Consider the following 14157-nt stretch of genomic DNA (forward strand, 5'->3'; position numbering starts at 1 on the left):
CATTTATTTTAATCATATTTATAAAACTCAAACCATTGTTAAATAAACAGTTAGAAGAATTCCTTTCAAAAATTATAAAAAAAATGAAAATTAGTTTCAGAAAAGATTAACAATCAATTCAATAAAGCTTTAAGATGGCAAAACGGAAAGAAAGCAGATTTTGAAGTCAGATTTCACCAGCAGAGGGCAAAGTCTATTGGCGCATCCTATATGGATTGATATGTAAAAAATTACCCCCTGTTGAACCCAGAACATCCAACAGAGGGTAATCCATATTTGATTAGGGAACTGTCCTAATTTTCGGAAGTGACCTTTAATTCCAGGTCAAGTTCCCGCTCAAACCAATTAAGCACTTCCTGCCAGGAACGAACCCGGTAATGGTGATCTAAAGTTGTGTTGTGATACGCGTGAAACATGAGCGTTTTACCTTTAAATACATCCAGATTCTTACAATAATCATCAATCATATAGTCTGTATTAATAATACTTTTATCACCACACATGACAATATTATGCCAGTCGATAAAAGGAAAATACTGCTGCAGCCATTCATACTTCTCCATGAGCGACAGTGGAAATTCCATGGCCGCAGATACCACGTATACCTCATAATGCTTCATGAGTTTCTTCACTGCGTCCACAGCACCTTCCATCACCTCCAAATCTCTGAAAAAACCAGGCAGATTCAGCATTTTACGGGTGGCTGCATCTTTTGGGAAAGCCTCAGCGCCAGACATACCCTGGATTTGCTCCAAAGTGAGGCTCGCTCCATAGACCTGATTATAATATTTTACCAACTGCGGTTCAACACTTGCCAGAACGCCATCCATATCAATGGCGATTGATTTTCGTTTAATTAGATGCTTCATGCAACAAATTTACTACAAATATGCATATTATTGCACATACCTGCATTATTTTGCATATTTTTGCAATATGATTAAAGAAGAGCGCCTCAATCTGATCTTATCGATACTTAGCAAAGACCAGCGGGTATTACTGCCCGAGCTCAGTAAAGAGCTTAAGGTCTCTGAGGACACTATACGCAGAGATATTAAGTCCCTGTCAGAGCGTGGCTTATTAAAAGCAGTACGTGGCGGCGCTGTTCCCCACTCTTCCATACCCAGACACTATAGAGCCCGGGAGCATTATGATCAGGATTCCAAAGATCTTATTGCCGCAAAAGCCGTTCAATTTCTGGCTAATGGCCAGGTCGTCCTGTTCGATGGAGGCACGTCCACCCTGGCCGTAGCCGCCAGCATTCCTCCTGATATACGCATTACCATTATCACCAACAGCTTCCCTATTGCCAACGCCTTAGAGGATCATCCTTTATCGGAGGTGATCTTTGCAGGCGGCAGGCTGGATAAAGATACTTTTACAACCATGGGACAAGATACCATTAAGACCTTTCAATCTATTAGAGCAGATATTTGTTTTTTTGGGATTTGCAGTATTCATCCAACGCTGGGTGTTACTACAAAAAACTACGAAGAAGCACAGCTAAAAGCCCAAATGGTCACCATGGCCAAACAAACCATTGCCTTAGCCACTACACAGAAAATTAATAAAGCAGATCCCTATTATATTTGCCCCGTAGAAGCTATTGACACGATTATCACCAATTCATCCCCGGATCATAAAGAGCTGACTCCTTTTAAAAATTTGGGCGTCACCATTGTTTAACCCCCCGGGGGGCAAACAAATTGCAGGACAGAGCAGGACAGTTTTAAAAAACAATACCATATCTTTACACCTACTTAGTGATTGGAAGCAAATACCAATAGCCCCCTGATATTTGCGCCGTTTATTGTTATTTTCTATTGAAAAATCAGCAATAAGCATCATCTGACATTCATCATCCATATAAATTATTATAGATGTTTAATCTGCAAAAGGGGCGTTTCAATTATTTTTTACCTGTACGTAGCCTTTTAGGTGTATTATTAATTATGCTGGCATTAACCTTCAGCGCCTGTGCGTCTGGCAGTGATCGTGACCGCAATCACTTCCTGGACTACCTGCCTGATAGCATGCAGGTAGGTGCAGCCCACTTGCCGGACTCAATTACACCAATTAAAGCACCTTTTGCCACAGTGGATTTTAAAAGGCCTGATTTTCCAGACACCACCGTTAATATAGCAAACAACGGCGCAGATACCAGCAAATCAGTCACAACGATCATTCAACAAGCAATTGACCAGCTCAGTGCCACAGGAGGCGGAACCGTGCTCATCCCCGCTGGTCATTGGAAAACGGGCAGAATCGAATTAAAAAGCAATATCAATTTACATCTCAGCGACCAGGCCACGCTTAGCTTTAGTGGCGCGGTGGAGGACTATCAGCCAGCCGTCTTTACCCGTAGCGAAGGAATTGAAGTCATGTCTTTAGGTGCCTGTATATACGCAAATAACGCCGACAATATCGCCATTACCGGCAAGGGAAAACTTATTGGTCCGGCCCTGAATGGGTCTGTCAGAAATCAGGTGATGGATTCCATCGTTATAGAAGACTTTGTGTCATATAAAACACCCGTTAAAGACAGGGTATATGACGGCAAAAATGGCGGTTATATATTTCTACCCATGTTTATTTCTCCCATTAACTGCACCCACGTATTTATAGAAGGCCTGTCTTTAGAAAATACTGCCTTTTGGAACATTGTGCCTGTTTATTGCGACAATGTAATTATAAGAGGGATCACTGTTCATTCAGTAGGCATTCCAAGGGGTGACGGCATGGATATTTCTTCTTCTAAAAATGTACTGGTCGAATACTGCACCTTAAGCTGTGGCGATGACTGCTTTACCTTAAAAGCCGGCAGAGGCGAAGACGGGCTCAGGGTCAACAAGCCTACCGAGAACGTCGTCATCCGCAATTGCCTGGCCATTAAAGGACATGGTGGCGTCACCATTGGCAGCGAGACCGCTGCCATGATTAAAAACGTATTTGTACAAAACTGCCTATTTGAACAGACCAATGTCGGACTGCGTTTTAAAACCAGACGTCCCAGAGGCGGAGGCGGAGACAGTCTGTATTATGAAAATATCCGGATGCTTACAACAGGCAAGGCTTTTCAGTGGGATATGTTGGGCAGCACCGTTTACGTTGGCGACCTGGCTGCCAGACTACCCGCCAGACCCGTAAATGCGCTCACGCCCTCCTTTAAACATACGTACTTTAAGAATATAAAAATAGACAGCGCTGAGTGGTTTATTAAATTAAATGCCATACCTGAAAGTCCTTTAACCCAGGTGCAGATAGAGAACCTTCAGGTCTATGCCGATAATCTGCTCAGAGCTGCTGATGTGGATAGTTTTAGCATTAAAAATGCCCTGATATCCACAAAAGACACCGCGATACACTTACTGGACTGTCGCAATATGCGTTTTGACAATACCCGCTTTAATACGAAAGCGAGGAAGCTGGTGATGGATGTGCAAGGCCCGGCCTCCCGCAATATCACCTTCAAAAACTGCCAACCAGAGCGCCCCAATGGCTGGCAGACTAACACCTATGATACCAGCGACCGCCCATCATCAGAAAAATAAAAAACAATGACGTGTAATAAGTTTACTATAAAATCAAACAATCTTGCACTGATTGTATGGTTATTCAGTTCCTTATTTATATTGACTGGAAGCCTTGATGCCCAGCTACCCACGAGGCTGATCCTGAAGAGTGCCCCTGAATCACCTGTTATTGACAGTAAAAACCCGGATGTGATCTCCAGCCATAATAAATCCGGTTTTGAAACTGGGCAGGTTATCAAAATCGGGGACACCTATCATATGTTTATCAACGAGATGTTTGACCGGCCACATAAAGATATGCGTATTGCCTACTGGACCAGTAAGGACGCCCTCCATTGGCATAGAAAGTCCACCATCGTCAATAGCATACCAGGCAGAACCGCTACGAACCCCAGAGCAGAGGTCTGGGTGACAGGCGTTAAATACAATCACCTGGAAGACGCCTGGAATATCTTTTACGTAGCATACAGAGCTGGAGATTCAACGAAAGCAGAGATTGCCGGCAATGATTATTCCGGCAGAATCTGGCGGGCAAAGTCTACGGTTAATGGCACAGGCGGCATTGCCGGTCCCTATGCAGATATGGGCATTGTACTTGAGCCGGATAGCAATAGCCAGCGCTGGGAAGGACAGCAGGCCGTTGCCTGCTTTAACCCTTATAAAGTAGGCAATACCTGGTATGCGATGTACGATGGGCATAATCATGTACCCAGAGGCCCTTGGCCCACCGGTATGGCATTCGCCAAAAAGCTGTCCGGTCCCTGGACCAGGATGCCTGAAGGCTTTAACCCCATTGGCGTTGCCAAAGTATTTATGGAAAACGAGGTGGTCTCAAAATTAAAAGATGGCAGGTATATGATGGTTTTTGATAGTTTCGGAGATCAGCAGATTGGTTATAGCCTTTCCAGCGACGGACTCCACTGGACTGGTGAGCAGAGAGTCAAAGTACAGTTCCAGGACCATATCTGGGCAGAAAATGGCGATCACAGCACCAGGACACCCTTATGTGCGATTGAACAGGAAGACGGCAGTTTTGCTGTTATTTATACGGCGCTTACAACAAAAGGCGGTAAAAAGTTTTTCGCTGTAGGCAGGTGCACCTTAGTCTGGGATAAATAAAAAAGAAAATGAGTAACCAACTCCAATAAGCATTCAGTATCCAGAACAAATAAGGTTATCTGAGCTTTTTGACCTTCCCATAAATTACGGAACATACAACCATACCCAAAGCAGAAAGATATTTTAGTATACTGTAAATCCGGTTATCTTCCTTCGAGTCCAGCATAACAAACAAGATCAATAGAATCAAGAAAAACAATAATAAACCGCGAATAGTCTTTGAAGATATTTTCATTGTATTTAAAACTGCTTATTTATAATAAAGATAGCTCAAATGTCCAATAAATGATTTTTAAAGCATACCCACACTGAAAAAAAGGAGCTATATACCTAAACTAAGGCACTTTTATGATACCTGCCTCGATAGTCTATAGGCGTTAGCCCCGTTATCCTTTTAAATACGGACCTAAAAGCCGTCACATCCGAGTAGCCTACCTCATACATCACCTCTGTCACATTTTTAGAAGTTGATTCCAGCATTTTTTTAGCAGATTCTACCCGGATACGCTGCAGATATTCCAGCGGAGTGTTACCGGTAGCCTTTAAAAAACGCCTGTCAAAATTGCGCCTGCTCACCGCAAATTGCCCGGCTAAAGCACCCAATGAAAAATTTTCCATAAAATGATCCTCCATGAAAAGCTGCGCCTGCCTGACGATATCATCCTCATGCGCTTTCTGCCCGGTAAAGACCGCAAAACTTGACTGGTTATTTCGGTCCATTTCTATCTGAAAAATCTTGGCACATAATATAGCTACTGACCGGTCATAGAACTTCTCCACCAGATAAATAATCAGGTTCAGAAAAGAATATGCCCCTCCATTGGTATAGATCCCTTGCTCATCGGTAATAATCTGATCAATCTGTAAATCAACTGCCGGGAATCTCTCCTTAAAATCATGGGCGGCCGACCAGTGTGTAGAACAAGTCTTACCGTCCAGTAATCCAGCGGCAGCCAGCAAAAAGGCACCTGTACAAATGGAGGCCACTTCTGCTCCCCGGTGATACTGAGCGTCGAGCCAGTCGACTATCGCTGCATTTTGATCCACAGCTTGCTCATAACAGTGATTCAAGGAAGGAATAATAATTAAATCCGTCTTTTTCAGCTCATTAATCGTCTTTTGTGGCTGCACAGAAAACAATCCCCCATAATACTGTTCACAGTCATTTAAGCCTACCAACTCAATTTTAAATACTTCATGTCCATGACGCTGTTTGTAGATAGCATTGGCCCTGGAAAAGATCTTAAAGGCCCCAACAATACTGCTGAGATTATTCCCGTCGCCGGTAGGCACTAAAATTGTCAGATGTTTCATAGCTATGTACTATTTGGATAAAGATACAGTAATATTTTGGCCAATTCACCACCTAAGATTGTCTATATCGCACTGTATCCAAACTGACTTTTACCTTTAACTTCGCTGTATCGCCCTGTTAACACAGCAAAACACTCTAAACATTTACGATAAAACATCAAAATTCAATGGCATAATCTAAAACACGCTTACTTCAAAATCAAAAAAACCATGAAAAATCAAGATTTTACGATTCAATTTACAGTAGACCAGACACCGTCATCGGTCCTTGAAGCCATAAATAATGTCAGAGGCTGGTGGTCTGAGAATATTAAAGGAGACACCGATCAGTTACACAGTATCTTTGATTATCATTACCAGGATGTTCATGAAGCCACCTTCCAAATCATGGAACTTAGTGAACAAAAAGTCAGATGGCATGTACTCAAAAACCGCTTTAAATTCCTGGAAGACCAGCATGAATGGCAGGATTCTGATATCATTTTTGATATCCAGGCAAAAAATGGAGGCACCTTAATTACTTTCACCCATAAAGAACTCACCCCCGCTTACAGCTGCTATGATCTATGCAAGGACGCCTGGACGCATTATATACAAGGCAGCCTGAAGCAACTGATTACAACGGGCACAGGAGAACCCACCCCCAAAGAGGACGCCACTATTCAAAAAGAACCCGAACCCGTTTCCAGTTCAACGAATATAGATATCCACCATCGATTAAGAATTGACGCACCCATAGAAACGGTATACAAGGCACTGACCACAGTGACAGGACTCAAAGGCTGGTGGACACCAAGTGTCATAAGTGAACGGGAGGACCCGCAAACGGGTGATTTCATCCAGTTTAGCTTTGGATCCAAGCAGGAAAATGAGATAAGGATTCAAGTGGCCACGCTGCATCACTACGATCTGGTAAAATGGAACGTTATAGATGCCCATCCAGGGTGGGCAGACACCAGTATCCGTTTTGAGCTGGAGGCAAATATCAAGGGTACCATGCTTAATTTCTCCCATACTCACTGGAAGGAAATGTCCGATGAATTTGCCAGTTGTAATTATGTCTGGGCCCTGTTTTTAAAAAGCCTTAAACAGCTTTGTGAGACGGGTAAAGGTCGGCCTTTCCCGGATTTTGACAAATAAACAAATAGTGTCAGCGTATTGAGGCAAGCTATAATTACTCCCAATGCGCTGACACTATTTAATCTTAATGAAGCTGCTCTTCCCGCAGTATGTGATCAATGCAGGGCTACTGTACTGATATTTTTGTAAACGGAGCATCGTCTTTAGCACTGGCTCCCGTCCATTTGTATTTATATAAAGTGGTCTGCTGCTGTCCGTCTTCGGACTTGCCATTATGCGATATATAAAAATAACCGTCCCCTAATGGAAAAATCCCGGTTGAGCCCCATTTAAAATGCCAGCCCCGGACCCCAGAAGAACTGTCAGCCTTTCCGTTACTGGCCAGCGAAAGAAAATCAGCCCTTTGCTGCCGGTCATCGACCTGCAGTTTTCCCTTATGCGGCCTGCGATGACCATCGAGCACAAAAAAGTCATAGTTTGGAAAACGGGACTTTTTGCCCGCATATACCGCCGCGTAATAATTACCTGTATAAGCGTCATATTCCAGGTTCTGGATGCCATAGGTCGTATTACCGGTATAAACAAAATAAGTATGCAGGGGCTTGGAAGGACCGGAGCGGTGCGGATGACTTTGGATTAGCGGGCGGCCGTACTTATCCCACCAGTCCTTATCATCAAACTGCACAATCACCTGATTGTCATTATCGGTCCTTAAAGTGTCTCCATAGATACCGTAGGCAACATATAAATAGTTTTTACCCTTACGGCCGCTTTCTGCGCCAAATGCAGGTCCAATGGTAATACCGTCGATACCCGAACAGCCGTACCTGTGCTTATATGCCTTCCCATTATCCTCAACCTTACTTTCATAATCATCTACCACATTTTGCAGATGGACGGCTCTAAGTATACTAGGATCAGTGGCCGGCATATCAGGCCGGGTAATCTGACTACCGTCAAAGATTGCTATATAAAAATGTACCCCACTGCTGTCTTTTATCCCAAGTTTTTGCCGGATACCATTGCCTATCGCATCATCTTTATATTCTAAAGATCCATATATCTTGCCTGTGCGGGCATCCATGGTGAGATCTCCTAAATGCCCCACCAGCCCTGTAACGCTCCCCACAAGATGGCCCTTTAGGTCCAGTTTTAAAAGTTTATCCGTAAAAGACAAATAGACACATCCGTTTTGCCTATCAACGGCCATCCCCTGAACATGGAACGCCCCTTGCGCACCTGAGGCTATTACATCAGGAAAACTGCCTGCCGTATATGGCTGGGCCGGGCTCCAGCCATACAATAGCAATCCGATAATCATACAACTTAGGCGTTTCATAGGCTGTGTTATTTTTTATTACGCTTTTCAAGATCGTTGCGGTTAATAGTAATCAGCCTGCCAATTGGTTTGCCGTCCCGGTAACTGATCACCCGGAGCATGGCAGCGTCCTTGGGCAGATCAAATGGCACTGTATATCTAGGGTAAAAGTTATCCGGAAAAGAATTGTCTACACTATAATAGAGATCAATATTATCCAGCTCTTTTAAGAGCGTAATTTTAAGGGTGCTATCCCCGTTTTGACTAACTGCAATATCAGGATCATACATACTGGGGGCATATTTTACGCTATCTCTGTCAAAAAGAGCGAACTGCGCTTCCACCCTGCTTACAAAACTATCCCAGTTTTTCTGATGCTTAGGTGTCCAAAGGCATTCGGCAATCGCCAGCCCTCTGGGCCAGGTCATGTACTGGGCGTGTCGGATATTATATAATTGCTCTGACCATAAATTAGCCTGTCCACCTTTAATAAAAGCCGGATCTGCACCCGCCGGAACGGGATCAAACTGATAAGCTTTCTTGAGTCTAAGCGAAGCATATACGCGGGGTTCCAGTGCCGGATCCCCTTGCATATAATCCAGATAAGCATAGGTCGTCGGGCTCATAACCACATCGTGCTTCATTTTAGAGGCGGCAATCCCTCCTTTTTCTCCACGCCAACTCATAATGGCAGCATTGGGCGCTACACCGCCCTCCAATATTTCATCCCAGCCAATTACTTTTTTGCCTTTGGATTCTACAATTTTCTCTACCTTTTTCTCAAAATAACTCTGCACCTCATCCATATTTTTCAGGTGCTCTTTTTTCATAAGGGCCTGGATTTCCGGATTTATTTTCCAAAACGTTTTAGCACATTCATCTCCCCCGATATGAATATAACCAAAAGGGAATAACTCCGCTACTTCCCCGAATACTTTATCCAGAAAGTCATAGACTTTAGGATTAGCCGGGCAAAGGGTATTATCATAATGCGCCACAATACCACTGTCTGTCCAATCCATAAAGCCTGCCTCTCCGGATCTTACATGATATTTATCAGCTCCGGGTGTGCAGGAAAGTTCCGGATATGAAGCGATGGCAGCCATACTGTGCCCCGGCATATCTAGTTCCGGTAAGACATTGATAAAATGAGCTTTAGCAAAAGCAACCACCTCTTTTATATCCTCCTGAGTATAGAATCCGCCATAGTCGTATTTATCATCCGCAGTCACCGGTGAGAAAGTACCAAAATAACCTGTCTTTTTTACGTTCCATGCCCCTACACTTGTCAGTTTAGGAAATGCTTTAATCTGAATACGCCATCCCTCATCATCCGTCAGATGCCAATGAAACATATTGTATTTGTAATGGGACATTTCCTGAATATAATCCATTACTTCCTGCTTGGTAAAAAAATGTCTGGATACATCCAACATAAGCCCACGCCAGCCAAATCTGGGATAATCTGCAATGACTACACAAGGTATCCCAACAATTTGCTGTTCATGAATGGCTCCCGTGGTCATTTCCATCACAGGCATTAATTGCCTAAGCGTTTGAATACCGTAAAAAAGTCCTGCCGGTTTATTGGCCACTACCTTAATCCCCCTGCCATCTACCGTTAACCGATAACCTTCTTGTTTTAAAGCAGTATCTTCTTTCAATAGAAGTTCAAATCGAACGTCAGCTTTACTGGCTGCAGACGCTGCTTCTTTGATCTGAATGGAATTATTTTGTTGATGCATCGTTCGAATAAAGGCCGCCTTTACGTAATCCATCTGCTCATTTTCTCCTTTTTCGATTCCCTGATAAGACACGACGAGTTGACTGGGCAAAGAAAAGGTTCCGGTCCCTGGCAATACACTTACCGGCTCGGGTATAATTTTAATAGATTCAGGTGGGTTTCCCTGCCCGAGTAAGACATTTCCTGAAAGCAGCCCCCCCATGATGGTTATGAGTCCGGCTAAACGTTTAAAGCGTTTAATCATAAAATTTAATTATATAAGATGACACTAGTAATATTAATGGACCGATATACCTTATCTGAATCACCAAACAGGTCTCTAAGTTAACAAAAAATCTTCGGCCAACGCCCTGAGAATGATATTACTTTATTAATAAGCTTTCTGGTGTTTAACATTTAAATTCCAGATTTTCTTATATCTACCTCACTAAAAGTCTAAAAGTTATCAATAACCAGACTCAAAACAAGGCATTCAGGTCTTTGTATTCCTCTTTATTTAAAGTCATTATTTTAAAGCGATTAAAATTGAATAACATTTAAAAAAGCCTCAAACCCCTATATTTGTAGGGAAGAAATTGAATAACTACAGGAGTATTAGGTTTAAAGACCGGGTAATAATAAAGGAGATTAGGAGTAGGTCCTGAACGAACATCGAAATTGTGATAAAGGCGGATTTATTATTCTACTTATACGGTTTCAGGAATCTATCAAATAATATTTTTATTTAATTCAATCGTCGCGAAACAAACAAAAAACAAAATAAATTCAAAATGCGTTCATCCCGATTATTGTATGCTGGCCTGATTGGTCTTGGTTTAGCCAGTTGTGGCACTGCCAAAAAAGCACAGAACCAGAAAACAACCTTCGATCAAGGAATTAATCAGATCAAACATGTTGTGGTGGTTTATATGGAAAACCACAGTTTTGACAATCTCTATGGTGAATTTAAGGGAGCCAATGGAATAGATAATGCTATAAAAGGTAATTTTGTACAAGTGGACAAAAAAGGCCAACCCTACCAGTACCTGCCTGCTATTCCAAGAAATAATTCATTCCCGACCAACCTGCCTAACAAGCTTTTTAATATTGACCAGTATGTCCCAAATGATAAGCCTACCCCCGATGTAACCCACCGGTTTTATCACAATCAGTTGCAGATCGATGGCGGAAAAATGGACAAATTCGCCGCCTATAATGATTCCAAGGGATTAGCCATGGGCTATTATAGTACTCAAAAACTGCCTTTATATCAGTTTGCCCATAATTACACGCTTTGTGATAATTTTTTCCAAAGCGTATATGGAGGTTCCTATTTTAACCACATTTTCCTGATTTCCGCCGGAATTCCGACATGGCCGGATGCCCCTGAATCAGAAGTGGCCAAAATCGGGCCAGACGGCAAAATCATTAAAGACGGTGTAGTTTCCCCAGATGGCTATGCTATCAACCATGTGCTCTCCAGAAACTGGCCTTATCCTTTAAAATCAGATACCTCTAAATTTTTACCTTCTCAGAACTTCCCAACCATTGGAGACCGCTTAAGTGAAAAAAATATCTCCTGGGCTTGGTATTCTGAAGGCTGGGATGATGCAGTGGCCGGGAGAAAAAATAATTTCGCCTATAACCATGAGCCGTTCCTATACTTTGATAATTACAAACCCGGCACAGAAGGACGTAAACATTTAAAGGATCAAAATGACTTTATTAAAGCAGCCAAAGAAGGTACCCTTCCCAGTGTCAGCTTTGTTAAACCGGGTGCAGGAAATGATGAACATCCAGGAGCTTCAGCCGTTTATTCTTCAGAACAACTGGCAGTCAATCTTATTAATGATGTCTTGAACGGGCCTAATGGTAAAGATGCCCTGGTTATTTTAACTTATGATGAATTTGGCGGCTTTTTTGACCATGTAAACCCTCCTAAAATAGACCAGTTTGGCCCTGGCAGCCGTATTCCCGCTATTATCATCGGACCATTCGCTAAAAAGAAATTTGTGGATCATACACAGTATGAAACGGTAAGCCTGCTGGCATTTATAGAAAAAAGATGGGGACTTGCGCCGTTGGCAGACAGAGACAAAAATGCCAGCCCGCTCAGAAATGCCTTAATATTTAAATAAAGCCAGTAGGAGGCAAAAGGCAAAGAGGATGAAATATCGGAAGACGGGACTGGTTTTACTGTTATTATTAGGCTTATTTATGGCAGGTTTTACCTCTATAAACAAGGAACAGAACGCCTATAATCAAAAAGAGAATCATTCCCGGGCAAAAAAAATACACCGGGAGATACAGCAGCAAATCCAGCAATTCCGTGATTATCTTCAGGACAGCCTGCTTTTGGTAGCAAGCCAGCCGCACCTTAATCAAAAAGAAGTCGAGCACTGTTTTATAAAGTCCAGATTATTATTTAAAAAATTCGAATGGGCTACCAGTTATTTTACAGCTGATTTAACCAACCGGCTCAACGGTCCTCCCGTACAGGAAATAGAAAACGCGGATTTATTGGATCCAACCTTGGCAAGAGGGTCGGATCCAATGGGTTTGCAGGTAATCGAGGAGCTTATTTATCCTCAGATTGATACGAATAGCCCAAAAGCACTTTCAGATGGCATCAACTATCTGATTCATAATACCGACTACCTGATTGATTATTACGCCGATCATGGCTTCGTAGACTGGCGCATACTGGACGCTGCTAAATTGGAAATATTCAGAATCATCACCTTAGGTATAACCGGTTATGATGCATCACTCTGCTTAAACAGTATACAGGAAGCGGCAGTTGCGATCAATAGTCTGCGACAAGCCCTAAGTTATTATATTGACAGAAAACATCAGCCTGAATTATTAAATCAGCTAATAGCTGCAGAAGCCTACCTAAAAGACCACCAGGATTTTAATAGTTTTGACAGAGCCGCTTTTATTACTCTTTTTGCCAATCCGGTCAGTTCAGCAATTTATCAGTTAGAAAAGGAACTGCCTGGACCTAAGATCCATTACAACCGCTTGCTGAACCAGGATATCAATACCATGTTTGATTCGGGTGCTTTCAATGTAAACGCCTTTACTCCCGGCGCTAAATTTGATATCACTCCTGCCAAAGTTGCTTTAGGCAAAAGGCTTTTTTATGATAAAATGCTATCCGGCACCCATACCAGAAACTGCGCCAGTTGTCATCAGCCTGATCTTGATTATACAGACGGGCAGGTAACACCTGCCGATATTTTGGATTCCAGTAAACATATTTCCCGAAATGCTCCGACACTCGTAAACGCTGCGCTGCAGTCCAATTATTTCTATGACATGCGGGCACTTACCTTAGAGGATCAGATTAGGGACGTTATCAGTAATAAACATGAGATGGATGGCTCTTTAAGCGCTGCCATTCAATATGTGCGTAATAATCCTACTTATAAAAAATTATTCGCCCAGGCATTCCCGAGCAACCATTGGGATAATAAAATTGATAACGATCAATTCACGAATGCTTTAGCTTCTTATGTCCGCAGCCTGGTAAAACTAAATAGCAGATTCGATGAATATATGCAGGGAAAGAAAAATCAATTGAGTCAGCAGGAAATCAGAGGCTTTAATCTCTTTATGGGAAAAGCGAAATGCGGTACCTGTCATTTTATGCCATTATTTAATGGCATAACACCTCCTAAATACATACAAAGTGAAACAGAAGTCCTTGGCACTCCTAAAAGCCTTACGGATTCTACCTTGGATCCTGATTTAGGATATTATGCGATAATAGGTGTTGACTCTTATAAATATGCCTTTAAGATTCCTACCATCCGCAATATATCTAAAACCGCTCCTTATATGCATAACGGAGTATATAATACGCTAGAAGAAGTAATGGAGTTTTATAATAATGCCGGAGCCGTAGGCTTAGGCATTGACCTTCCGAACCAAACGCTTTCAACCGACAGCCTGGGCCTCTCTAAAGATGAGCAAAATGACATAATTGCGTTTATGAAGAGCCTGGACAGCAAATAAAAGTATCCTCATACAATTTAAATTAAAAGAACTTTTACGCTTCACCTTTG

10 protein-coding genes are annotated in these 14157 nt (G+C 42.4%); 6 read left to right on the forward strand and 4 right to left on the reverse strand.

The genetic code is table 11. The annotated features are described in order from the left end of the window. Positions 1–293 precede the first annotated feature (293 nt). The gene (locus tag BLU80_RS05505; RefSeq protein ID WP_091394681.1) at positions 294–869 is read right to left on the reverse strand and encodes a 5' nucleotidase, NT5C type; all 576 of its coding nucleotides are present in this window, start codon (positions 867–869) and stop codon (positions 294–296) included. Positions 870–936: 67 nt separating this feature from the next. Between BLU80_RS05505 and BLU80_RS05510 the strand changes: the two genes are divergently transcribed. The 3 genes from BLU80_RS05510 to BLU80_RS05520 all read left to right on the forward strand — a co-directional run bounded on the left by BLU80_RS05510 (position 937) and on the right by BLU80_RS05520 (position 4652). After that, a complete protein-coding gene (locus BLU80_RS05510) occupies positions 937–1686 on the forward strand; it encodes a DeoR/GlpR family DNA-binding transcription regulator (protein ID WP_091394797.1) in 750 nt (249 codons plus the stop codon). Positions 1687–1880: 194 nt separating this feature from the next. After that, entirely contained in the window at positions 1881–3551 is a 1671-nt protein-coding gene (locus BLU80_RS05515) for a glycoside hydrolase family 28 protein (RefSeq protein ID WP_091394684.1), read from the forward strand. A 6-nt stretch (positions 3552–3557) separates the two neighbouring features. Next, positions 3558–4652: a glycoside hydrolase family protein gene (locus tag BLU80_RS05520; RefSeq protein ID WP_211481756.1), complete on the forward strand. Its 1095-nt coding sequence runs from the start codon at positions 3558–3560 to the stop codon at positions 4650–4652. 330 nt (positions 4653–4982) lie between these two features. On the opposite strand, the gene BLU80_RS05525 is transcribed toward BLU80_RS05520, so the two are convergent. After that, positions 4983–5966 (reverse strand): GlxA family transcriptional regulator, encoded by a 984-nt coding sequence (locus tag BLU80_RS05525; protein ID WP_091394686.1) that lies wholly within the window; start codon positions 5964–5966, stop codon positions 4983–4985. A 210-nt stretch (positions 5967–6176) separates the two neighbouring features. On the opposite strand from BLU80_RS05525, the gene BLU80_RS05530 reads away from it, so the two are divergent. Then, complete coding sequence (locus BLU80_RS05530; protein ID WP_091394689.1) at positions 6177–7106, forward strand: SRPBCC family protein; 930 nt, start codon at positions 6177–6179, stop codon at positions 7104–7106. A gap of 106 nt (positions 7107–7212) precedes the next feature. On the opposite strand, the gene BLU80_RS05535 is transcribed toward BLU80_RS05530, so the two are convergent. Together BLU80_RS05535 and BLU80_RS05540 are read right to left on the reverse strand one after the other, a co-directional pair. Then, positions 7213–8385: a hypothetical protein gene (locus BLU80_RS05535; protein WP_091394692.1), complete on the reverse strand. Its 1173-nt coding sequence runs from the start codon at positions 8383–8385 to the stop codon at positions 7213–7215. A gap of 8 nt (positions 8386–8393) precedes the next feature. Beyond that, on the reverse strand, positions 8394–10352 hold the full coding sequence (locus BLU80_RS05540; protein WP_244518755.1) for a beta-N-acetylhexosaminidase: 1959 nt from the start codon (positions 10350–10352) through the stop codon (positions 8394–8396). 526 nt (positions 10353–10878) lie between these two features. Here BLU80_RS05540 and BLU80_RS05545 point away from each other — a divergent pair. Together BLU80_RS05545 and BLU80_RS05550 are read left to right on the forward strand one after the other, a co-directional pair. After that, positions 10879–12225, forward strand: a complete 1347-nt coding sequence (locus BLU80_RS05545; protein WP_091394694.1) for an alkaline phosphatase family protein — start codon at positions 10879–10881, stop codon at positions 12223–12225. A 28-nt stretch (positions 12226–12253) separates the two neighbouring features. Beyond that, on the forward strand, positions 12254–14107 hold the full coding sequence (locus tag BLU80_RS05550) for a cytochrome-c peroxidase (RefSeq protein WP_091394697.1): 1854 nt from the start codon (positions 12254–12256) through the stop codon (positions 14105–14107). Positions 14108–14157: the final 50 nt, after the last annotated feature.

Origin of the sequence: Arachidicoccus rhizosphaerae, assembly GCF_900107765.1 — a bacterium.
Lineage (GTDB): Bacteria > Bacteroidota > Bacteroidia > Chitinophagales > Chitinophagaceae > Arachidicoccus > Arachidicoccus rhizosphaerae.